The sequence below is a fragment of the Streptomyces sp. NPDC033229 genome (assembly GCF_055576875.1).
The window spans coordinates 1-23,749 of record NZ_JBVIQR010000035.1 but is presented as its reverse complement, the minus strand read 5'-3'; the positions used below and the strand labels follow the sequence as shown (position 1 = coordinate 23,749).

Genomic DNA, 23,749 nt, shown 5'->3' with positions numbered 1-23,749 from the left:
AGTGGGGCTGGGACTGAGGCTGGGGGCTCGTCATGCTGGTCCTCGACTCTGGCCGGACTCTTCCGGGGTGAAGGCGATGCGCTGCGGGGCGTTGACGAGCTCGACGGCGAGCGCGCCCGGGGAGAGCTCCTCGTCCTGCTCCAGTTGCCCGGCCTCCCGCAGGACCGCCGCCATGGCCGGGACGAGGGAGTCGGGGCCGGCGGCGAGATCGAGGATCTCCTTGTCGCCGCCCTGGGCCGCGGGGCGCAGGAAGCGGCGCATACCCTCCTGCCCCGCGGGCGGGAAGGACACCCCGAGATTCGCGCCCACGGGGAAGGTCAGCCGGCGCAGGCCGATGTGGTCGTCCTCGTCGACGCCGAAGTGGATGCCTTCGTGGGGCTCGCGGAACACCACCTCGTCGGGGACGCCGTCGAACAGGCACAGCAGGAGGTCGGACCCGATGACGGTCCGGTGGACGATGTCCATCAGCTCCGCCTTGCCGGCGGCCCCGGCGAAGGGCTCGACGACGACGTCGGGCCAGCCGCGGACGAGCGTGGAGCGCATCAGCAGCCCGGACAGTTTCCGGGGCGGCGAAAGCGTCTCCTGCACGAGGGCGTTGACGGCTGCGTCGAGCGAGGTGGCGAGCCCCGTGCTGAGCACTCCGTCGCGCAGTGCCTCACACCACTGGGGGTCGACGTGGAAGAAGCGCAGGCTCTCGGGCGGCAGCATGCGGGCGTCGGGGACGAGGTGGTGCAGCGGGGTCGCCGCCAGCAGGGCGACCTGATCGACCGCGGTCGCCAGCGGGCCGACGTGCTCGGCCAGTGTGCTCCCCAGCAGGCCCCGGACCGCCGTTCCGCCGCCGCTCAAGCGCCGCCGCAGGTCCTTGACGGACGGCGGCCGTGGCACCCCGCCGGTCTGCGGGCGGGGCGGCGGCGCGGCGCGGGTGCCCGGGGGCGCGGTGGCGGCCGCGTGCAGCCGGTCGCCGAGTCCGTCCTCGATCAGCCGGTGGAAGCGGTCGCGGGCCGGGTGCCTGGCCGCCCCCGCCGTGATGTCGACGGTTTCCCCGGTACGGGCGCGCATCAGCGCCCGCCCCGCCGCCCGGCGCGACCGCGAGCGGAAGGCGGTCAGCGCGGCGGCCAGGGCGGCGTCGGAGAGTGCGAGGGACCGGCCCAGGGTGAAGGCCGTCGCGTAGCTGACGTCGAAGACGCCGGTGTCGCTGAGGTACACCAGCGCCTCGTCGGCGTGGGTGTAGTGGTCCACGGGTTTGGGGACGGTCTGCGGCACGTCGGGGCCGAAGGGGCCGCGGTACCAGGCGAAGGTGTGCTCGCCGGACGGGAGGCCGTAGCCGACCGGTGCGTAGCCGAGGGCGAGGCGGTCGGTGACGGCATCCGTTCCGATGGCCGCCGGCCGCTGGGGGTGGAGGCGCAGGCCGAGCCCCGCGGGGTCCTCGGCCAGCTTCCGGATCAGCGCGGCGAAGTGGCGCGTCGGATCGGGTGACGACTCGAAGGACCAGGTCTGCAAGGACACCACGCGGACCGTGGGCCGGGTGGGCGTGCTGCCGTCCAGGAGTCCGGCGAAGCCCTCCAGCGAGACCAGGTGCGCGGTGTAGCGTCCGGCGGTGCGCGGGAACCGGTTGGCGACGACCACGGCGAAGTCGCCGGCTTCCAGTTCCTCTCCGGCACGGCCCCGGACGCGGGCGGCCTGCCGGTCGCGGACCTTGCGCACATGGCAGAGGAAGGGCAGGTCGGCGCGGCGCGGGACGACCGTCGCGAACACGGCCGAGGGCACGTCGATGGTGGCACAGGCGCTGTCGTGCAGCTCCGGGGGGACGTCGCCGAGGCTGATAGCGGGGGCGAGGACGTCGCCCGGGGCGCTGCCGAGGAGTTCGCGGACCGTCCGGGTGCGGACGTGTCCCTGGGCCTTGGGGTCGTCGGGCAGCTCCTCCTCCGCGAAGAGGAGCAGGGCCATCCAGGGCACCCGCGGCTGCTCCGCGTCGGGGGTGCGCTCCCACGGAAGGATCAGCCGGTTGAGGGTGAGGTGCGGCAGGACGTACTCGAAGGCACCGCTCGCGCCGGGCGCCGGGTGCACGGCGTGAACGAAGGAACCGTCCAGGGTGAACTGCGGGGCCCGGATCTCGAATTCCTGTTGTACGGGCGGGAGGGAGTCGGATCCCACCTCGGCGCCGGACACCTGGTGTTCGAGGGTGAGCCGGTAGAGCCCGGCGGGCGTGGCGGTGTGGTCGTCGTGGAAGTGGACGCTGAACCGGGGGTCGTTCCCGGCAGCGGTGGGCTGCGTCATGGCGGATTCCCTCGCCCGGTTCAGATCGTCATGGGTTCGGCGGTGAACGTACGGCTCGCGAGGCCGGCGAAGCCGTCCAGGCTGTCGTGGGACGGCGGCGCGAGGCCGAGCGCGGAGAGCGTGGAGTGGAGGGCGTCCCGGGCGGGGGCGGTGGTCGTGGCGATGCCCTCGGCGATGACGCCGACGCTGGTCGGGCGGCCCGGCTGCCAGGGTTGCGGCACCGGCCCGGTGGCCTGGTCGCCGGGACCGATCGGCAGGGTGGCGCTGGGGTCGAGGTCCTCGTGTCCGAGGGAGACGTCGGTCATCTCGCCCGGGGAAGGTCCGTCCTCGGGCGGCGGAACGGTGAGGGTGAGGCCGGTGAGCTGGCCCGGCAGGAGCTCGTCCGCCGCCCGGGAGGGCTCGCCGGTGCCCCACAGCGCCTGGGGCACGTTGGACGTGACGCGCGCGATCCGCCAGTCGTGTTCGGCGGGTTCGAAGGGGGCGCCGTTGAGCCGTACCGTCAGCCGGTGTTCGGAGGCCAGCGCTGTGACGTCCATGGGCCGGATGTCGAGCGTCTTGTCACCGTCGTACTTCGCCGATCCCACGTGGGCGGACGAGGCGGGCAGCGCGGTGGCGGTGGCGAAGGAGAAGCCGTCCGCGGAGACCACCCAGCGGTCGTCGCCGACGTTCCGGCGGCGGGCGCGGACGCTTTCGTCCTCGGGCAGGATGCCGGTGAGCGGGGTGATCCGCAGCATTTCATCGCGGGCGGGGAGCTGTTCCTGGAACTCGCTCCAGGTCGCCGGCAAGGGCTTGCCGCCGGCGTCGGGCCCGAAGGACACGTCGAAGTCGATGCACCACAGATGCACGGTGGCGATGCCGCCGACGGGCGGGCCCCACAGGTCGAGGTCGACGCCGACCTCTCCCCGTACGGTGAACAGCCACAGGTCGACGGCGAAACCGATGCGGACGCCGATGCCGAAGCGGAAGTAGAACGGCTTCCACTGGATCAGCGCGTCCATGCGGGCGGCCAGCCAGGCGTCGACGATGCCCGAGTGGAACGCCACCTCCAGTCGGCCGCCCGCCATGAACGCGGACGGGGTCAGGGCGCAGTATGCCTCGCCGCGGACGGTGACGCAGTCGGAGATGCCCCAGGTGAAGCCGAGCCGGGGCACGTCGGGGTAGTGGGCGGGCGGGTCGAAGTCGCGGTGGTAGCCGCCGAGGGAGAAGACGAAGTCGCCCTCGTGCGGCCCGCTGAACCAGGTGCGGTACGCGAGTCCGCCGGTCAGCCGGCACTCGGGGTCGAGCACGAACGACTCGGGCGTGAGCTCGGCCGCCAGGGCCAGCATCCCGTCGGAGGAGGTGTAGAGCGCCTGCATGGCCAGCTGCACACGGGCGTACGTCGGCCCGGGGGTGCCACGGACGGGGAACGAGGCGGTGGCCAGCCCCAGGACCGCGACGGTGAAGTCCTCGCCGAACTCCACCAGGGCCAGCACCTGGCCCTCGATGAGCCGGAAGACGGTGAAGTCCAGTCCGAGCGCGAACCAGATCTGCCCCGAGGCCGGACTCAGCCACGGAGGACGCCCGCCCGTGCCGTCGAGCAGGTCGTCCAGGACTTCGAGGGGCGGACGCTGCTCGCCGCCACCGCCGCTCGCGAGCTCCGCCACGAACGGGAAGTACGGGGTCTCGCTCGGCGCGGGAACACGGACGGAGCTGTTGTAGCCGAACCCGGCGGCGATCCCCCGGATCTGGAACGGGGGCGGGCCCAGCCCGTTGCGCCCGCCCAGGACGCCGTAGAGGAAGAGGGACGGGTAGCCGCCGTCGGAGGCGCGGGCGTAGGCGCCGAGCACCTTGACGGAGACCGCGCGCGCCTCGATCACGGCCATGCCGGCGAACAGCATGTCGTAGGGCGGCTCCGCGTCCTTGACGAGGAACGCGCCGCCGATGCGGACCGGCGTCCGGTCGTACGTCAGACCCAGTCCCGCGAGGGTGGGCCGGAAGCTCCAGTCCCCGTCGGAGAGGGCGGCGGAGAAGCCGAGCCCGGAGGCGCTGAGCTCAATGCCGCCGGCGTCGACGGTGGCGCCGAGGGTGAGACGGGCCCGGCCGTCGGCGTAGGACAGGTCGATCTCGGCGATCCGCAGGGGCCCGAACTCCAGGCCGAGCCGGATGCTCGCGTGGGCGGGGACGTCCTCCTCGTCGTCGAGCGGCGGCCCGGACGCGGCGGATCCCAGGCGCGGCGGCGGGGTCGGGCCGGGGACCGGCTGGCGGCGGCGGAGCGGGAACACCGGCCCGTAGGTCTTCTCGGTGACGGCGAGGGTGCCGGTGAGCGCCAGTGATCCGCCGGCGGTGAGGGTACGGACCGGCAGACCGAGGTCGACACCGGCTTCGGCCCAGAGCTCGTTGAGCGCCTTGACCTTGCGGGGCTTGACGGGGTGGGAGAGGTGGAACGCCTGGAGCCCGGCGAAGACGAGGTCACCGTCGAGTGGGACGTACTCGCCGACGGTGGGCAGGGTGCTGAGCCCCGCCTGGTACGTGCCCTGCAGGAGGACGGCGCGCAGGCGGGGGCCGGGGGTGGCGGACCCGGTGCCCGCCCTGTGGGGTAAGGAGGCGTACGCGAGCTGGACGAACTCCGTGCGTGCCGAGAAGGCGAAGGCCTTCTTCCGCGAGGCGTAGGCGAAGGAGATCTTCTTGAGGACGGGGACGAGGGCGGGCGGCAGGTCGGCCGGGGCGGTGCCCAGCGCCCTGGCGACGTCGTCCCAAGACAGCCCGTCCTCGGAGGCCCATTCGCCGGCCAGGACGCCGCCTTCGTAGGAGGCGGTGAACGCCATCTCCTTGGGTTTGCCGTCCGCGTCCGCGAACTTGAGCACCAGTGACGCGGACAGCTGGGTGCCGGCGAAGAGCACCAGGTGGGGCGCGAAGGAGTCCTCCTCGCCCGCGTCGTCCTCCGTTGCCGGGAGGGTGAAGTCGAGCTCCATGCCGGCCACGTTCCCCCCGGTGTCGCCGGAGAACGACACGACGACCGGACAGGGCCCGTCGACCACCGTGAAGGAGAACGTGCCCTGCAGGACGGGCTGCCCCGGGGCGGGTATCGCCACCCCCACGACCAGGTCCGCCGTATCCAGCCAGGTCGCGATCAGCGGGCCGATGCCGTCGATGTGGCCGAGCCGGTCGATGGGGAGGCGGAAGTCCTCGCCCTCGGCGGGGAAGAGTTCCTCGATCAGTTCGCGGAGCGAGAGAGCCATGCGTTCTCCCCGGGCGTGGGCAAGGGACGAGGGACAGGAGACGTGCGGGTGAGATGCGTCCATGAGCTACGCGCACGAGCCGTTGGCATGTGAGAGGTGGGCATGCGCTGCGGGCCCCAGGCGGGCATCATGGCACGGGCGCCTTCCGGGCTCGGCCGTACTGTCAGTAAATGCCTGCCTGCGCAAGCGAGTTCAGGTCACCACGCAAAGGCGGACATATCCATGACGTGCGCTCCGCCCTGTGGGACGGTGCTGGGCGGCCGTACGGACGCGGCGGAGCCGCCGGCGGTGGTCCCGTCGCGGCGGCTTGTGCCGACACGTCCGAATGAGGCCGGATACAGCCGGACGGACCCCCGGCCCTCCGGTCATTCGCGGCAATGCTGTTGACGATGACTTCGTGGCTGGTGAGCGCTCCGCCGCGCCAGTTCATGGTGATGCGGGAGAACAGTCGGCGTTCGGCCTTGTTCCCATCGGCGAGCTTGGCCACCTTCGCCCGCAGCGGGAATCCCGCGGTAGCCACCGGGCAGCGCCGTCCCGTCCGGACTGTCCCCACGGTGCGAGATCAGCAGCATTGCACGCCTCGCCACCTGTACCTTGACCGGAGCTTCCACCACGGCGGCCTCCGCCTCGGCCCGAGCCTGCTCGCCCAGCCGGCGCGGGACCCGCTCGACGATCACCAACTCCTCCCGCTCTGCCTGGACTTCCTGAAGATGCCTGCCCAGCTCCAGAGTGCTCGCCAGACCTCTACGGCAAGTACTGCAGAACCCGAGAACCACTCCAGCTGATCGGTCGGACGATCTCCGCCGTGGACACCGGCACCGACCAGCACGAGTCCCCTTACTGCCCCTCACGCCACACCGGCGACCTGCAACTTCACGATGCACACTACTCAATGGGCATGGCCTCGCCACGCCGAGCGCTCCCCCCGCCCCCGCCTGGACGACTCCTTCACCAGGCAGCCCCCCTGTACATGTACGCCGATGCAACCACATCGTCCGGGAGCTCACAGCCACGCTCTGTTGGCGAAACTGGTGCCGATACGGTGGGAGAACTGCGGCCCGGAGGATGCAGCAACCGCCTGTCCGCTGGGGAGAATCTGGGGAGTTTCCGTAGGCGCTGGGGAGCACGTGGGGAGAATCGGCTGCATAAGGCAGCATGACGCTGAAAGTCTACGAGATAGGCTCCGCCGCAGGTCAAAGACCCAGGACAGGGAATTTCCGCAGGTCAGGGCCATGCGGTAGATGGCATCAAGAAGATCTTCTCGTGGGCTGCCATCCTCACCGTCTCAGCACCAAGAACCGGATCCTCGCGAACCGGGCTCGGCGCACGCGGACAGACATGACCAGACGCTGAGAAGAGCGAAGCGGGGCCCAGCACTGGAATCCCTTCGAACGACCGCCCCACAGAGCAGCCCTGACAATGCGTTGTTCCAGGCCTGGGCAGTGGTCGAACCGCCATCCCCAGTTAGCGCCTCGGGTCCTCAGCCACACGGCTCCGGCCTCGATCTTCAATAGCCGACAACGCTGTTAGCCCTCCGCCAGTACGAGGTCCGCCAGGAGGGGCAGGTGCTCCGGCGCCACACCGGCGATCTCCTCAGGTACCTGCTCCCACGGGCCCCAGCACAGCGCCTCGACCAGCACGAGGCGCCCCTCCGGGCAGGGGCCGAACGATTGGGCGATCGCTGCGAGCGCCTTGCTGCGGTGCTCGGGCGCGGTGAGGGTGTAGCCCAGGGCGCGTGCCGCCGCGCGGGCACCCACCCGGCAAAGCGCCTTGACGACGGCTGGCGTGGCCGCCTCGCGCAGGACAGGGGTGCCGATCTCGTCCAGCAGCGCCGCGGCACGGGCGACGTCCCCCGTGGCTGCGGCGCCCGCAGCGAGGTAGCCGAGGGCACGACCTTCGTCTCCTTTCCAGTCGATGATCAGCTCTGCTACGGCCAGATCACCGGCGTCCACGAGCTTTTTTACGACATCGGCGAGGACCTCGTCGACCGCGTCCTCCGGCAGGCCGTCCTCCAGTTCGAGCACCGCGTCGATATCACCCGCCGCGAGGAGTGCACCGGCTGCGGCGCACGTGTCCCAGCACCGGCGGGAAGGGCTGTCGGCAGCGCCTGCCAGGCCCAGGATCTCCTGAGCCAGCTCTGCTGCTCCGTCCGGATTCCCGATGTGGCCGAATGCCTCGGCCACCCGTCGCAGACCCTCGGTGCGCTCGCCAGGATCTGCCAGAGTCCGGCTCTCGTGGAGTAAGCGGCGCAGGAGTTCGTCCCCCTCCGCAGGGTGACCCGTGTAGTGCAGGCCCTCGGCTACCTCCGCGAGGTCGAGGACGTGTCCGTAACCGGCGGACGCATCGGCGGCCTGTTCGGCGCGGTGGATGAGGCGGGTCGCGTCGCCCCGCTGCCCGGCCCGGCCGGCCGCGACGGCCAGCTTGATGAGGGTGCGCACCCCGGGTCCCCGCCCCCTCCGCGCCACGTTCGTCGCCCGCTTGACCACGGCGTGGGCGCGTTCCTCCTGGCCCGCCCGCAGCAGGAAGTCGGCGGTGTCGGCCGACAGCGCCACCCGCCAGTGGAGGTGGCGCACCTCGTCGGTGGCGTCGCGGGCTTGCCTGGCCAGGCGCAGCGTCCACTCCGGGTCACGGGATCCCACCGTCTTCCTGCCGACGGCGTTGAGGACACGCGCCCGGTAGATGGGTTCTGTGATCCGCTCGGCCAGCTTGACGGCCCGGTCGAGGTCACCGGCTTCCGCGGCCACAATGCCGATCTCGACCAGACCGTCCTCCGGATCGTTCAGGAAACGGCTGACCAAGTCCATCGCCTGCTGGTGGTGCCCGGTCGCCTCCAGAGCCGCAGCGACCTGGGGGTAGACCCAGTCCACGCCGCCGGGGTCGTCGAGGTCCGCCGCCAGCCGGGCCGACGCCACGGCGAACTCGGCGGCCTGCGCGGCGAACCCCGGCCCCGTGGACATCCCCCGGGCCAACAGGGCAAGGCACTGCGCACGCCGGACCGCGTCACCGGAGCCGGCTGAACAGGACACGACGCGCTCCACCAGCGCTAGGGCCCGGCGATGCTCACCGAGCCGGGAGAGCGCGGCGGCCAGCGAGGCGCCCAAGGCGCTCCGGGAGACGGTGTTGGGTACAGCCATGACCACGTCAACGGCTTCCAACGCCCAAGAAACCGCATCAGCGTCCGGGGCCCCGACCCCCTGCTGAGCCGCTGCGGCGTTGCTCGCTACCCCGGCCAGGGCCCCGACGACGGCGACGGTAGATTCCGCCCTGCGCTCCGGGTCGCTGATGCGGCGGGCCCGCTGCAGGGCCTCGGCGGGTTGGCCGGAGTCCGCCAGGCCCTTGGCGATGGCCGCCAGGAAGTGGTCCCGGTCCTTAGTGCTGTCCGCTCCGTCGAGCAGAGCGGCTGCCTGATCCGGGTGCGCGACGACGGCCAGGACGTCGGCGATGGCGCTCAAGGCGGCCACCCGGTTCCGCGAGTCGTGCTGCGACTCGGCCAGGTGAAGGGCGCGCGCCGTGTGCCCGCACCGGGCCCACAGGGCGATCAGGTCGGAGGAGAGGGGCGCCGTCCGATCGTGCAGCCTGTCCCGCGCGGCGGCGAGACGCAGGGCCACGGACACGTCCTGATCGCCGCGGCGAGCGCCGTCCGCGAGCACCAGGTCGAACGCGGCCGACACCGCGCTGAGCGCTTCCAGGTCCGCCCCGGACGCCCGCCACAGCCGCTCCTGCCTCCGGGTATCACAGGCCAGCGCCACCAGCCTGGAAGTGTCCCCCTGTTCGCGCAGCAACTGGGTGTAGCCGCGCAGCAGGTACTCGGGGGTGCCCTCCGGCCATCCGGCGCTCCGGTAGGAGTCAGCCCACCGGTGCAGACGGCTGCGGTGGGCCGCCAGCTCCTGGTCCGTGACCAGTTCCGCCGCGCCACGCCGGATCTCCTCGTGCGCTAGGAGAAAGACGGGCGGACCGGCGGACGTCCAGTGCCCGGAGCGCCGGCGGAAGCTGCGGCCGTTCACCGCGGACAGCTCGCGCTCGACCAGCCGTACCAAGCTCCCGGTCAGCTCCGCGAAGTCGGGCGCGCTCAGCCCGCCTCCGGCCGCGACGGTCAGAGCGGCCAGGTCCCAGCCCAGCCCACCGCAGTCTCGCAGTCTCAGCAAATCCCGTTCCGCGTCCCAGCGCGCCGCGCAGGCGTGCGGGGACGGCTCCAGCAGGTGGTCGATCCGCGTGGTCCGCAGGGGATGGTCCACGGGCACGTCCCCCGGTACCGGCGGATGCGGACGGCTGGCGACGACGATTCGCATGCCGTGCAGGGGAACGCGGGGCAACAGCGCCGCGATGCTGTGCCCGTCGGCGCCGGCGGTCACGCCGCGGTCCTCGTCCAGCCCGTCCACCACGAGTACGAGCCGCCGGCCGCGCGCCGCGCACCCCTGTGCGGCGTGGTGCAGCGCTAGCAGCATCTGCTCGTCGCGCGTGGCGGGGGTACTCAACGGCTCCTCCTCGCCCAGCAAGGCGTACACCTGCCGCTGGACGACCTCGCAGAACGCCGCGGCGTCGTTCTGCGAGGCCATGCGGGAGGTGATGAAGAACGACACTACATCGACGCCGGGTGGAGGATGCAGGACGAAGTGCGCCAGCAGGGCGGACTTCCCCGCCCACGCCGGGGCCACCCAGCGCCAGTAGCTGGCGCCGGGACGGACCGCGGGGGCATCGTCCCCACAGAAGGCGGCCAGCTCGGCGAGTTCACTTTCACGCCCCTGGAAGTCGGCGGCGGCGAGGGCCTGTTCCACCTGCAGGAGATAGCCGGAGACGGCGGCGCGCCCCGCGAACACCTGCACGGAGCTGTCAATCATCACGCCACTGTTGGCAAAGGCCCCGGCTCCCTCGGCGGACGATCCGCCCGACTTGCGCACTGCGGCGCGGCTGCGGAAGAACATCGAATACGCCGCTACTCCTGCCGCCGGTAACCGGTGTTCGCGCTGCCGCCGTCCGCCCCCGCGTCACCGGTCTCCCCGACGGAGACCGCACCGGCGGACGAGGAGGCGACGGCACCCGTGTTGGCGTCCCCGCCGCCGGTGGCCGTGGCACGCCCGGTCCTGGACACCCGTACGGACGTGCTCCCGGACGGGGCCAGCAACGTGCAGACGCCGACCCCCAGGGCGGCCACGCCGACCACTGCGGAGACGACCCCGGCCACGTGGTTCGCCCGGTCCCAGCTCAGCAGCGACAGTGCACCGGCGAAGACCGCGATGGCCAGCACCGTCGTGACCAGGACAGCGCGCCGGTCACCCCGCACAGGCACCCTCTCCACCCCCCTCACGCCCCCGTCGAGCGGCGGAACCGCACCGAGCCCGGTACGCGCCCCGCCGCATGCCGAGCCCCACCATACGGCCAGGCCTGCGTCGCTGTGAGGGAAAAGGGGCCCCAGAACCGCTAGTTGGAGGCGGTGTTCGCCCGGGCAGCGGGGCGGAACCCCCCGACGCCGTACGAACTGCTGGCGCAGCACGGCCGCGCTCGCGTAACCGACCCGGCGGGCGATCTCCTCGATGGGCAGGTCCGTGGTTTCCAGGAGTTCCTCGGCTCTGCCCAGTCGCAGGCTCTGCAGCCAGGCGTGCGGGGTGGTGCCGGTGGCGGCGGTGAAGCGCCGGGCGAAGGAGCGTTTGCTCATCAGGGCGCGGCGGGCCAGTTCCGTTACGGGCAGCGGTTCGTGGAGGTGCTCGCGGGCCCAGCTGAGGACTTCGGCGAGCCGCTCGTCTTAGCCGTCCTCGGGGGACGGGCGCGGCCACGTACTGGGCCTACCCCCGTCGCGGGCGGCCACTACAGCGGAAAGCCGCCGTCGCGGGAGCGACGGCGGCATGAGCACTGAGAGATACAGCCCCAGTGTCATCACGGGGGTCAGTCGGCCGGGATGACGATGAGCGAGCAATGCTCAGATCCTGTGGATCGGCTCGGGGGCGCATCAGGAGGTGCCGGTGCACTCCCCCCGGCTGCCGAGCGCGCCTGGCGATCCCCTCGCCAGTACTGGAGGCTGGGTATGCGAACCGTGGACGAGAACATGGAGCCCATCGGGCCGAGCACGAGGTGCACCGGCGCTGGGAGGTCTGCGCCAAGATGAAGCCGCATGTGGAACAGAGATGGACTCCGATGCGGTCATCGCGGACGAGATGTACTCGTGCCTACCCTCCCTCCATCCTTGCGCGGTTGGGACGTCCCGGCGGTGCTTCCCGAGCGGTCCGACGAAGCCAGCACCTGTTCGTGATGCAGAACGAAATCTTTTCCCTGGACCCGAGGGATCGGCCGCGACGCCGCAGTGATGAACCACATTCGGTCCTCCGACATCTCGAAGGCATGTCGCTCGAAGTGGCCTGTGCGGAGGTCGCCCGCCGGAACGGCCGCTACGTCCGGGAGGCGACGTGCCTCCACGTCGCCCTGCGCGAAGCGCCTCCACTGGAAGCAGCCGCGAGACGATCGGCCGCTCGGCCACATGCCTGGAGGCGATGCTGACAGGGGCGAACCAGTGGTGCCGGAAGGGGCACAGCGTCCCGTTCGCCGTAAGTGGCGGCCTACCAGGAACCGGTACTCCGACACACGACGAACCGGGGCGGCCGCGTGAGGGCGCCGGTGCCCGGTCCACGAGCCAAGCGGCAGCTGTACGCGAGGTGTCGTTCCGGGCAGAGGGCCGCGCGGAATCACGGACGGAGATAGCCGGGTGCCCGCACGCCGTTTCCGGTCGCCGCGCGCCTCCCCATACCCTTCGCGTGCCGCCGGGTGCGGAGTTGTCGGCCGGCGCTGCGTGCCGTGGACTGTAGGTAGCCGGGAGAGAAGGAAAGCAGGGAGGCACCCGCCCCCGGTGTGGGGGCGGCCGTACCGCCGGTTCCGGCGCGGGTCGTGCACTGGGGAGGGTCTGTGGGCGGTGGCCGCACACGGCACGTCGCGCGTGTGGTGGGGCGCCTGCTGGCCGAGCAGGTCCGCGCCCGCGGGGCGAAGCCCGGGGAAGGCGCCGAGGAGCAGGCGCGGGCCGTCCGGGAGGCGCTGCAGGAGCTGGGTCCGTTCTACATCAAGGTGGGGCAGATGCTCTCCACCCGGCCGGACTTCGTGCCGCCGGCCGTCCTGGAGGAGCTGGGGCAGCTGCACGACCAGGTCACCCCCGCGCCGTTCAGCACTTTCGAGGCGGTGCTCGCGGCGGAGTTTGGGCCTCGGTGGCGGCGGCTGTTCAGGGAGATCGACACCTCGGCCCCGCTGGGTGCCGCCTCGCTGGCGCAGGTCTACCGGGCGCGGCTGGCCGACGGCGCGCTCGTCGCGGTCAAGGTCCAACGGCCAGGTGTGGAAGAGGTGATGGCCGGGGACATCCGGCTGCTGCGCCGGGCCGCCCGCGTCCTGGCGCGGGCCGCACCCCGGTTCACGACCGTGGTGGACGTGCCCGCGATGCTGGGCGTGCTGTTCGAGGCCATGGAGGCGGAGACCGACTTCCGGGTGGAGGCCGGCCACATGCGCCGGGCCCGTGAGCTGTGCGAGGAGTTCGCGTACCTGTCCGTTCCCCGGGTGCTGCTGCCGCCGACCCGGCGGGTGCTGGTGCAGGCCCTGGCCCCGGGCGTGTCGATCCGTGACGCCGAGCCGGGTGCGTTCACCGCCGCGCAGCGCACCGGCATCGGCCGGGACCTAATGGCGTTCATGTTCCGCGGCTACTTCCTCGACCGGTTCTTCCACGCGGACCCGCATCCGGGCAACGTCTTCGTCGCCCCGGGCGAGCCCGCGCACCTGATCGACTGGGGCATGATCGGCCGTATGGAGAGCGGTACCAGCCGGCACCTGGTGCTTGCCCTGCTCAACCTCGCGGCCAACGACGGCGCGGGCCTGGCCGCGACCTGGATCGACATGGGAACCGCCACGACCTGGGCCGACATCGCCGGATTCCGCTCCGACATCAGCCTGCTCGTCCCGAAGATCGCCTCCGTCACATTGGAGGAGCTCAACTTCGGCGTCACCCTGACCGCCGTCCTCGCCCACGCCACCCGCCGCGGCATCCGCACCAGCCCGGTGATCTCGCTCTTGGGCAAGTCCTTCGCCAATCTTGAGGGATCCATTCGCTACCTGTGCCCGGAACTGTCCATCACCGACGTCTTCGCCGACAACCTCCGCACCGTCGTCTTCGGCCTCGCCCGCGAGACCCTTTCCGAACAGCAGGCCGCCCGCACCGCCCTCGACCTCATGATCGCCGCCCCGGGAGCCCTCCAGCAGACACGGGGGATCCTGCGGGCCATCGCCGAGCAGGACCTCACCTTTCACGCCAAGGTGGCCGGTGAGGACGACCGGCGGAAAAAGGCGACAGACGCCGGGTCCTGGCCCTTCTGGGCCGCCCTCGCTCTCGCCGGCTACCTCGCCCGCGGCAGGAGGGGGTGATCCCCCGCCATGGCGGGGGATCAGCCACCGCCCTGCGGGAGCCGCGGTGCCGTGCCCGCGCGGCGCACGGCCCCGGACGCGGACGCGGACGCGGACGCGGACGACGGATAGCGGGCATACGGAGTCGACGGCCATCGACACCCGTAGCAGCTTCCCCGCGAGGCGGCCAGACGGCACGTCCGCCGCGCACGCCGCCCACAGTGTGCCGTGCGCGCCCGATGCGCTTGCGCGCCGCCTGGTACGGGGTTGTCGGCAAGGGGCGGCGTGGCGTGCACTGGAAAGAAGTAGCCCGGGCACAGGAACCCGGGCAGCGGCTCAGTGCTGAGAGCCGGCGGTGCGGCCCCCGAGCGGTCGCGGACGCGGGGACTCACCCGGTGGCTGTACCGACGTTGTGGAGGATATGTGGCCCGTAGCCGCGCTCGGTACGTCGTACCGGTGCCGGGACGGTCGGCCAAGAGGCCGGGCCGCCGGGGCTGCTTTGGAAGGCGGGCCCGAAGGCCGTCCTCTCCGCGGAGGCCGACGCCGCGCGCACCCTACCGAACTCGGTGCCCTCTCCCCCACCGACATCGTCGAATGCCCTTGAGCCGCCAATTGCCCCGATGTCGTCGGATCCCCAGAAACCGCCGACGCGGCCGCCCGGCGGAGGAGTGCATGGCCGCCGGTCCCCCACCTCGCCCCCGTCGCCTGCCCCTCGGCCGCGCCCCGCGCTCAAAGCGGCAGGAGGACGTGAGCCTGGAACACACCGCCCGCCACGAAGGGTAAACCCCTTGCTGTCGCGTCCCCACGGTCTCTTCTTCTGGCTGATCGTGATCATCGTCCTGTTCTTCATCGCGACCGCGCCCGTCGCCACCGCCCACGCGATACTGGCCGTCTGGCGGGCGGTCATCACCCTCTTCACCGGGCTGAAGACATTCATGAGCGTGCTCAGCTCCGCACGGTGACGGCAGTCGGCCGGCTCGGTAGCCGCCTCCGGCCTCGCCCCTTGTCCCGAGGCGGGGCAGAAGTCCGCTTTCCCCTCGCGCCGAGGCGGCCTGAGAGCCGTCCCGAGCAAAGGAGTTCCTCGGTGCGGTTTCCCCGCAACGCCTTACGACGCACCCTCACCGCCGTGTCTCTGGCGGCGGCCACCGGATGCGCTTCGTTCAGCGCCACGTACGTCGAGCCGGTCCCGCAGCGGCCGTCCGCGGTTGCGTCACCGGCACCCGGCAGGAGCGGTCCGAGCACACCGGCGGCCTCCACCGCGTCGCCCTCCCGGTCCGCGGCCCCGTCCGCCGGCGCATCACGGCCGGGCTCACCACCCGCCACCGCGTCCACCCCGGCCCGCGACACCCCGCCGACGCCCTCGGCGGCAAGCCGGGACATCCTCTGCCAGCGCTCCGCGACGCCGCTCAAACCCCATCCCAATCCCAACGGGAGCAACGGGGCCCCACCGAGCCGCAGCCGTGCATGGGACGAACCGTCGCCGACCACCGAGGCCACACCGCCATGCCGCCGACCGACCCCGGACGGCACTACGCCGTTCGACCGGCCTACGGCCGACGAGACGCCGCCCGCCTCCCCATCCGCCGGTGCCAGCCCAGGGAAGCACGACGTGCCGGACGGCACCGCCGACGACGACTGCATGTGATGCCGTGTCAACTCCGTTCGGGCGCCAACAGGGCGGTGATCGCAGCGGACGGCGCACTCCCGCGTCCGAACGGGGCGGGCAGCCAGGAAAGCGCCCCAGCGAGGACGGTGGTCAGGACCTGGTAGGTGCAGTCCTGGTCCGTGGCTGCGTCCCGCGCCCGAAAAGTGGCACCCGCGCGTACGTCGTCCGCCAACTCGCCGAGCGAGACGGGCCGGCGAGCGGTGGCGTCGTGCAGCGAGCCGTCGTGGTGGCGGGTCAGCTCACGTACCGCCCAGGCCCGTTCGTGGCGCGGTGCGTCGTCACGCATCAACGTACCCTGGGCCCGTCAGGCCTGGGTGTTCTTGCCAGCCGCCGCCTGCCGGGTGCCGGCGTGGCCGGCCCGGGCGGGCGGCCGGTAATCGTCATCCTTGTCGGGCCGGACAGCGTTGCTCGCCGCCTTGCGCAGGTCGTGCTCCAGGTCGCGTGCCCGGTCCAGGCACTCGTCGGTGAAGTCCTTCGCGTCATCGAGCACGTCGCCGATGAAACGGATGAGGCCGCTTCGGCGGCGGCCCCTCGAGCGGGTGGTCATCACTGGCCCCTTCTTCTGCGCCGGCTCTTCCCGGCCGGCGCGCGCGGGCAGGGGTGCCGTGCCCATGCGGCGCTCTCGCGGGCGGGCCCGGCCACTCCTTCCATAACGACACACGCCGCCCGTCCCGTCCAGACGCGCACCGGCCCGGCCGGCGGCACTCGGATGCCGTGGGAGGGGCGTGGAGGCGTACGGCGTGGTTGCCCGCCCCGTGGCTCCCGACGCGCTCCGACGGTGTTTCACACCACGCTTGTGGCCGCCTCAGTGCTCCGGCGCGAGGAGGCCGGGACGAGCCGGGTGGCATGCACGGTGGGATCCCGGCCGGCACCGTCCCGCGCGGGCGTTCGCGGAGGCACCGCTGTGCTTCACCCGGTCGGCGAATGCACCTGCCGCTCCGGGTCCGGGCTGGTGGAGGCTGGGCATGCGCACCGTGGACGACGACACCGGCTCCCGCCGCCTGGTGGTGGTCGCAGGACCCGTGGCAGGGCGGTCCGGACGAAGCCGCACCGAGCAAGAGCACGGTGTCGGTCACCGCATACGGGCCTGCCGCCACAGGCGGGGTCCCTGATCATCCCAGCGCGGAGGCCCCCATGCAGAACTCCCCCGGCAATATGTCGAACGTACCGCCGCACCTGGCCTCGGTGACAGGCCCGGAGGTCTTACGCGCTCTCCCCGCGGAAGCGCTGGCGGCGCTGGCGGAGGACATCCGGCGCTACCTGGTGGCGACGGTGTGCGCCTCCGGCGGCCACCTGGGCCCGAGCCTGGGGGTAGTCGAACTGACGATCGCCCTGCACCGCGTCTTCCACTCGCCGCGCGACAGCATCCTGTTCGACATCGGACACCAGGCTTACGTCCACAAGTTGCTGACGGGCCGCCAGAAGGGTTTTGCGCGGCTGCGCCGGGCCGGCGGCCTGTCGGGGTACTGCTGCCGCGCGGAGTCCGAGCACGATGTGATCGAGAACTCGCACGCCTCCACCGCCCTGTCCTACGCCGACGGCCTGGCCAAGGCCCGCGCTCTGGCGGGCGAGCGGGAGCGGGCGGTGGTGGCGGTCATCGGTGACGGGGCACTGACCGGGGGCATGGCATGGGAGGCACTCGACAACATCGGCGCCGCCTCCGAGCGCCCGGTGATCGTCGTTCTCAACGACAACGGCCGCTCCTACGCCCCGACGACCGGGGCCCTCGCCACCCGACTGACCGGGCTGCGCGCGCCCGGCCTGCGCCAGGACGACAACGGTGACGTCTTTGCCGCGCACGGTCTGACCTGTCTCGGGCCGGTCGACGGGCACGACATCCCCGCGCTGGAGGAAGCTCTGCGCCAAGCCCGCGCCCTGGCCCGACCGGTCGTGGTCCACGTGGTGACGGTCAAGGGCAAGGGCTATTCGTTCGCGGAATCCGACGAGGCGGACTGCTTCCATGCCGTCGGAGTGATCGATCCGATCACCGGCCGTGCCCCGGCCACCGTTCCTCCGGCCGTGCGGCAGCCGGCCACCTGGACGGAGGTCTTCGGCCAAGAGCTCCTGGCCCTGGCCGAAGAGCGTCCGGAGCTGGTGGCGGTGACCGCCTCGATGCTCCGGCCCACCGGCCTGCACCCCATGGCCGTGGCCCACCCCGGCCGGGTCTTCGACGTCGGGATCGCCGAACAGCACGCCGTCACCAGCGCCGCGGGCCTGGCCATGGGCGGCCTCCACCCCGTCGTCGCGATCTACGCCACATTCCTCAACCGCGCCTTCGACCAAGTCCTGATGGACGTGGCCCTGCACCGCCTCCCCGTCACCCTTGTCCTGGACCGCGCCGGGATCACCGGCCCCGACGGCCCCTCGCACCACGGCATGTGGGACGTCAGCCTCCTCGCCCTCGTCCCCGGCCTGCGCGTCGCCGCCCCACGCGACACCACACGCCTCAAAGAACTGCTGCGCGAAGCCGTCGCCAGCGATGACGGCCCCACCGTCTTGCGCCTGCCCAAAGCCACGGCCGGGCCGGATCTGGAGGCGCTGGCACGGATGGACGGCGTGGACGTCCTCCACCGCAGTGCCAGCCGTTCCCTGGACGTCCTCCTCGTCTCCGCGGGCCCCACCGCGGGCGCCGCCGTGGCGGCGGCCCGGCAGTTGGAAGAGGACGAGGGTATCGGCTCCACTGTGGTCGACCCCCGCTGGATCACCCCCGTCAACCGCACCCTCGTCCACCTTGCCGCACGGCACCACCTGACCGTGACCGTGGAAGACAACATCCGCACCGGCGGCTTCGGCAGCCTGCTCGGCCAGGCATGCGCCGACGCCGCCCTCACCACCCCAGTGCGCTGCCTGGGCCTGCCCCGCGCCTTCCTCCCCCACGGCACCCGCACCGACCTCCTGGCGGACGCCGGACTCGACGCCGATGGCATCGCTGCCTCCGTTCTGCGCGCCCGTACCGACTTCCTCACCTACGACGTCGTCCCCCTCAACGGCCCGGTCAACGGCTGGCGGCGGTCACGATGACCACCCGCCTCCGGATGCCCGCCCGGCCCTCGGCTCCCCCCGAGCCGTCGGAGCGGCGCCCGGCCCGGCGAGCCCCTGTCGCCGCGGCCCTCACCCCGGGCGGCGCTCCGGCCTCGGAGCTGACACCCCGCCGGGATCCACCGGGCGACCACATTTCCCGCCCGCTGCCACGACCCGAGGAGCGGCCCGTGCTCGACCGTGAGACATCCGCGAGGCTGCGGTATCCGTTCCCCACCCTGGCCAACCCGCACGCGGCCGCCATGCAGGAGTACACCGACCGCGTGTGGATCGACGGCGAATGGGCGCAGTTCGTCCCGCCGGAGATCGCAGAGCGCTTCAAGAAGACCCGCACCGCCTACATGACGGCGTACTTCTACCCCATGGCGACCTGGGAACGGCTCAAACCGCTGGCGCGGATGATGCTCTTCTCGCTGTACCAGGACGACATCTACGAACGGGCCCGGCCCGAGGTCGTCCGCGCCGTCCGCGAACGCACCGTGGCAGTGGCCCGGGGCCACATCGGCGCGCGGGAAGCCGACGTCATGCTCGGTGCGCAGATCGAGACGCTGCGGGGCGAGCTGTTGCATTTCCTCCCCGCCGAATCCCTCCACCGCTGGGCGGAGGATTTGGACCTCTACTTCGAGGGGCTGGAAGCGGAGGTCACCCACCTGGAGGCGGGTTCCTTCCCGTCGGTGGAGGAGTTCTTGTGGATTAGGGAGCGGGCGCTGATGCTCCACGCCTTCTTCGCACTGAAGGAGGTCGAGACGCGGGTCGTCCTGCCCTCGGAAATCCACGATCACCCCACGGTCCGGAAATTAAAGTCCCTGGCGGTCCGACTGCCCGGATGGTTCAACGAGTTCCAGTCCTACGACAAGGAAACACGGACCGGAATGGGAAATCTCAACCTCATCAACGTGGTGCGCCATGAACGCTCCTGTTCGCTGGCGGATGCCCGTGAGTGGGTATTCCGTCTTCACGAAAGGGAACTGGGCGAGTTCGTAGGGATCCAGCAGAACCTGCCGGACTTCGGCACATGGCACGACGCCGTAGCCAACCACATCCACCACTTCTCCTTCGTGGTGTCCGGCTGGCGCGGCGTGGACGCGGAAATCTCCCGCTACGACCGCGGCACCTACGCCGACCGGCAGCGGCTGGCAGCAGCAGCGCACATATCCAGGCCCCAGACGATGGGATGACCATGCCCTACGCGTCCCCGGTCCCTGATCTCTCCTACCCGTTCCCGACCGTCGTCAGCCCCTTCGAAACGGACGAGTCGTTCCACGACGAGGAGGAGTGGTACGACACTTATTACGGGTTCCTCTCCGACGAGGAACGTGCCAAATACAAGAAACACGACCTCGCCCGAGGCGCGGCGTACATGTCGCCCACCGTCACCGACCCCGCTCGGATGCGGGCCATGGCCCGGTGGTTCATCTTCCTCACCCAGATCGACGACTACCACGAGTTCCATCCGGTCCCCGCGCTCGTGACCGTGCGGGACCGCGTGTGCAGCATTCTGACCGGAGAGGAACCCCGTACCGGGGAACCGGGCTTCCTGCACTTCCTGGCCCGCATGCGGGGGGAATTCCAGGAGTTCATGCCGCACTTCTGGCTGGAACGTCTGGCACATTCCTTCCATGAGTTCTTCACCTATGGGGTGATGGAGGAGGCACCGTACAAAACCGGAGAGCGTTCCGGCCCGCTGTCGCTGGTGCACTACCTGCTGGTCCACGAATACTCCATCGCCATGCGCCCCTACGGCGATCTGGTCGACGCGGCCATGGACACTGTCCTGCCGGTGGCCGTCTTCCGCCACCCGGTCGTCCAGCGCCTGCGCTCGCTGGTCTGTCGGCTGATGTCGATCCAGAACGACCTGCACTCACTTGCCAAGGAAGAAGCCCGTCCGTCGGAGACCTTCAACATCGTCCCCGTGCTGCGCCACGAGCTGGGGTGTTCACGCGACGAGGCAGTCAACGAGGCCGTGCGGATCCTCAACTCCTTCGCGACGGAACTCGCCTCCCTGGGAAGCCAGTTGCCCGACTTCGGACCGCACCAGAAGACGGCCCAGGAGTACTTCCGCCAGTTGGAACTCATGATCACCGGGCTGGAGCGCTGGTACCGCCACTCCCGCTCCACCCGCTACCGCGTCCCCGGCGCCTTCCCGGGCGTCAACACACAGACCTCCCGACACCCGTGACAGCGCGCCGCGGGAGCCCGTCGCTCTTACCGACGGAAGTCCGCAGCCCGCACCCACACCGAACGGAGTCCCTCATGCCCCCGCCACCGCACGACAGCGGCATCCACGGCCGTGACCTCACCGACAGCCCCCGCGGGCGGCCGTCCCGCGCACCGGCCGACGAAGCCCACCGCGTACCGGAGACATCCTGATGACCACCCACCTCGGGCTGCCCACCATCCCCCCGAAGGCACCGCAGCGCCGTGCGTCGCGGCGGATCCGGGTCGGTGACGTCCCTGTCGGGGACGGCGCCCCGATCTCCGTCCAGACAATGACGACGACCACGACGGCGGATGTGGACGCGACGTTGCGGCAGATCGCGGAGATCACGGCCGCGGGCTGCGACATCGTGCGGGTGGCCGTACCGTCGCGGGACGACGCCGACGCCCTGCCGACGATCGTCGCGAGGTCTCCGCTGCCGGTGGTGGCGGACATCCACTTCCAGCCCCGTTACGTCTTCGCCGCGATCGACGCCGGCTGCGCGGCGGTGCGCGTCAACCCGGGCAACATCAAGCGTTTCGACGACCGCGTCGCCGACATCGCCAAAGCCGCCTCGGCCGCGAAGGTGCCGATCCGCATCGGCGTCAACGCCGGCTCCCTCGACCCCCGGCTGCTGGCCAAGCACGGCGCCGCCACACCCGAGGCGCTCGTGGAATCGGCGCTGTGGGAGTGCTCGCTGTTCGAGGAACACGGCTTCCACGACCTGAAGATCGCGGTCAAGCACCACGACCCGGTGACGATGGTAACGGCCAACTGCCTCCTGGCCGCCGCCTGCGACTACCCCCTCCACCTCGGCGTCACCGAAGCCGGCCCCGCCTTCCAGGGCGCGATCAAATCCGCCGTCGCCTTCGGCATCCTCCTCGCCGAAGGCATCGGCGACACCATCCGCGTTTCCCTCTCCGCCCCACCCGTCGAACAGGTCAAAGCCGGTACCCACATCCTCCAGTCCCTCGGCCTGCGCCCCCGCCAGCTGGAGATCGTCTCCTGCCCCGGCTGCGGCCGCCTTCAAGTCGACATTCACAAGCTCGCCGCCCAGGTCCAGGCCGCCTTCGACGGCTTCCCCCACCCCCTCCGCGTCGCCGTCATGGGCTGCGTCGTCAACGGACCCGGCGAAGCACGCGAAGCCGACCTCGGCGTCTCCTGCGGCAACGGCAAAGGCCAGATCTTCGTCAACGGCCACGTCGTACGCACCGTCCCCGAACACCGCGTCGTCGACGCCTTGCTGGAAGAAGCCCTCCGCCTCACCGAACTACCTCCCCCTGAAACGAGTGACCCGGCATGAACCCGCCCCCCACCTTGACCACCGAACCCCCCGACCTCGCTCACCTCCGCCACCGGGTCGAAGAGGCCCTGACAGCCTTCGTCAACGCCAAACGCGACGCCACGCGCGCGGCCGGCATGCCCGGGAAAGCGACCGAGACCCTGGCCGACTTCGTCCTCGACGGTGGCAAACGCCTGCGCCCCCTGCTGTGCCTGCTCGGCTGGCACACCGTTACGGCGACACCCCCACCCGCTCCGGTCGTCCGAGTGGCCGCCGCTCTGGAGATCTTCCACGACTTCTGCCTCATCCACGACGATGTCATGGACCACTCCGCCCTGCGCCGCGGCCACCCCACCGTCCACCGTGTCCTGGCGGCCCACCACCGGCCGGCCCGCACTCCGGCCGGCGCCGACGAACTCGGCGCCCACGCCGCCGTACTCGTCGGCGACCTCGCCTTCGTCTGGTCCGACGAACTCCTGCACACCGCAGGCCTGACGCCGACGCAGACGGAGGCCGCCTGGCCGCTGATCGACGCCATGCGCGCCGAGGTCGTCCAGGGCCAGTACCTCGACCTCGTTCAGGGCGACGCGCCCGACACCGACCTCGACGCCCCGCTGCGCGTCATCCGTTACAAGACCGCCAAGTACACCGTCGAGCGTCCCCTGCACATCGGCGCCGCCCTTGCCGGGGCAGGCCCCGTCCTCCGCCAGGCCCTCAGCGCCTACGCCCTCCCGCTCGGCGAGGCCTTCCAGCTCCGCGACGACCTCCTCGGCATCTTCGGCGACCCCGCCCACACCGGCAAACCCAACCTCGACGACCTCCGCGAAGGCAAGCACACCGTTCTCATCGCCCACGCCCTCCGCCACGCCGGCCCCGGCCAACGTGAACTCCTCCGCCATGCCCTGGGCGACCCCGGCCTGAGCGAAGACACCGCCACCCGCGTCCGCGCCGTCCTTGTCTCCACCGGCGCCCGCGCCACCGTCGAGGAACTCATCCGCGACCGTCGTGAACAGGCCCTCAACGCCCTCGACGACCTCCCCGTCCCGCCCGCCGCCCGGCAAGGCCTGCACAACGTCGCCTTGGCGGCCACTATGAGGCACTCATGACCGCCGGACGGACCCGCCGCCGGGTCCTGCTGGCCTCACCCCGCGGAGTCTGCGCGGGAGTCGACCGCGCCATCGAGACCGTACTGAGGGCCCTGGAGCAGTACGGCGCGCCGGTCTATGTGCGCCACGAGATCGTCCACAACAAATACGTGGTCAAGTCCCTGGAGAAGAAGGGCGCGATCTTCGTCGACGAGACGTTCGAAGTACCCGAGGGCAACATCGTCATCTTCTCCGCGCACGGCGTCGCCCCGGCCGTTCACGAGGAGGCCGCCCGCGGGAAGCTGGCCACCATCGACGCGACCTGCCCGCTGGTCACCAAGGTCCACAAGGAAGCCGTCCGCTACGCGCGCGAAGGCTACGACATCCTCCTCATCGGCCACGAGGGCCACGAAGAGGTCATCGGCACCTCCGGCGAGGCCCCCGACCACATCCAGCTCGTCGACGGCCCCGACGACGTCGCCAACGTCGAGGTCCGCGACCCGGACAAGGCCGTCTGGCTCTCCCAGACCACCCTCTCCGTCGACGAGACCATGGAGACCGTCGGCGCCCTGCAGCAGAAGTTCCCCAACCTCCTCTCCCCGCCGTCCGACGACATCTGCT

14 protein-coding genes and 1 pseudogene are annotated in these 23,749 nt (G+C 71.4%); 8 read left to right on the top strand and 7 right to left on the bottom strand.

The window, feature by feature from the left end:
- Positions 1–30 precede the first annotated feature (30 nt).
- The 5 genes and pseudogenes from ACZ53N_RS26780 to ACZ53N_RS26760 form a co-directional block, all read right to left on the bottom strand.
- Positions 31–2,277 carry a hypothetical protein gene (locus ACZ53N_RS26780; protein ID WP_469143353.1) on the bottom strand — a complete coding sequence of 749 codons (2,247 nt, stop codon included), beginning with the start codon at positions 2,275–2,277 and terminating at the stop codon, positions 31–33.
- 20 nt (positions 2,278–2,297) lie between these two features.
- On the bottom strand, positions 2,298–5,495 hold the full coding sequence (locus tag ACZ53N_RS26775) for a DUF6603 domain-containing protein (protein ID WP_469143352.1): 3,198 nt from the start codon (positions 5,493–5,495) through the stop codon (positions 2,298–2,300).
- A gap of 352 nt (positions 5,496–5,847) precedes the next feature.
- Positions 5,848–5,961 (bottom strand): annotated as a pseudogene (locus ACZ53N_RS26770) (ISAzo13-like element transposase-related protein); the annotation flags it as partial.
- Positions 5,962–7,021: 1,060 nt separating this feature from the next.
- Entirely contained in the window at positions 7,022–10,333 is a 3,312-nt protein-coding gene (locus ACZ53N_RS26765; protein WP_469143351.1) for a hypothetical protein, read from the bottom strand.
- A gap of 95 nt (positions 10,334–10,428) precedes the next feature.
- Positions 10,429–11,148 (bottom strand): helix-turn-helix domain-containing protein, encoded by a 720-nt coding sequence (locus ACZ53N_RS26760; RefSeq protein WP_469143350.1) that lies wholly within the window; start codon positions 11,146–11,148, stop codon positions 10,429–10,431.
- Between the two features lie 1,238 nt (positions 11,149–12,386).
- On the opposite strand from ACZ53N_RS26760, the gene ACZ53N_RS26755 reads away from it, so the two are divergent.
- Positions 12,387–13,880 carry an ABC1 kinase family protein gene (locus ACZ53N_RS26755; protein ID WP_469143349.1) on the top strand — a complete coding sequence of 498 codons (1,494 nt, stop codon included), beginning with the start codon at positions 12,387–12,389 and terminating at the stop codon, positions 13,878–13,880.
- A 767-nt stretch (positions 13,881–14,647) separates the two neighbouring features.
- Positions 14,648–14,821, top strand: coding sequence for a hypothetical protein (locus ACZ53N_RS26750; RefSeq protein ID WP_469143348.1), 174 nt, complete (start codon positions 14,648–14,650; stop codon positions 14,819–14,821).
- 690 nt (positions 14,822–15,511) lie between these two features.
- On the opposite strand, the gene ACZ53N_RS26745 is transcribed toward ACZ53N_RS26750, so the two are convergent.
- Both ACZ53N_RS26745 and ACZ53N_RS26740 read right to left on the bottom strand, forming a co-directional pair.
- A complete protein-coding gene (locus ACZ53N_RS26745; RefSeq protein WP_469143347.1) occupies positions 15,512–15,811 on the bottom strand; it encodes a polyhydroxyalkanoate synthesis regulator DNA-binding domain-containing protein in 300 nt (99 codons plus the stop codon).
- Positions 15,812–15,829: 18 nt separating this feature from the next.
- Positions 15,830–16,072, bottom strand: a complete 243-nt coding sequence (locus ACZ53N_RS26740; protein ID WP_469143346.1) for a hypothetical protein — start codon at positions 16,070–16,072, stop codon at positions 15,830–15,832.
- Positions 16,073–16,659: 587 nt separating this feature from the next.
- Here ACZ53N_RS26740 and ACZ53N_RS26735 point away from each other — a divergent pair.
- The 6 genes from ACZ53N_RS26735 to ispH all read left to right on the top strand — a co-directional run.
- Positions 16,660–18,546 carry a 1-deoxy-D-xylulose-5-phosphate synthase gene (locus tag ACZ53N_RS26735; RefSeq protein ID WP_469143345.1) on the top strand — a complete coding sequence of 629 codons (1,887 nt, stop codon included), beginning with the start codon at positions 16,660–16,662 and terminating at the stop codon, positions 18,544–18,546.
- 188 nt (positions 18,547–18,734) lie between these two features.
- Positions 18,735–19,742: a terpene synthase family protein gene (locus ACZ53N_RS26730; protein WP_469143344.1), complete on the top strand. Its 1,008-nt coding sequence runs from the start codon at positions 18,735–18,737 to the stop codon at positions 19,740–19,742.
- 2 nt (positions 19,743–19,744) lie between these two features.
- On the top strand, positions 19,745–20,743 hold the full coding sequence (locus ACZ53N_RS26725; protein ID WP_469143343.1) for a terpene synthase family protein: 999 nt from the start codon (positions 19,745–19,747) through the stop codon (positions 20,741–20,743).
- A gap of 190 nt (positions 20,744–20,933) precedes the next feature.
- Positions 20,934–22,064, top strand: coding sequence for a flavodoxin-dependent (E)-4-hydroxy-3-methylbut-2-enyl-diphosphate synthase (gene ispG, locus ACZ53N_RS26720; RefSeq protein ID WP_469143342.1), 1,131 nt, complete (start codon positions 20,934–20,936; stop codon positions 22,062–22,064).
- Positions 22,061–23,149, top strand: a complete 1,089-nt coding sequence (locus ACZ53N_RS26715) for a polyprenyl synthetase family protein (RefSeq protein ID WP_469143341.1) — start codon at positions 22,061–22,063, stop codon at positions 23,147–23,149. The genes ispG and ACZ53N_RS26715 overlap by 4 nt, the downstream gene beginning before the upstream one ends.
- A partial coding sequence (ispH, locus tag ACZ53N_RS26710; RefSeq protein ID WP_469143340.1) for a 4-hydroxy-3-methylbut-2-enyl diphosphate reductase occupies positions 23,146–23,749 on the top strand: 604 nt, incomplete at its 3' end. The genes ACZ53N_RS26715 and ispH, both read left to right, overlap by 4 nt.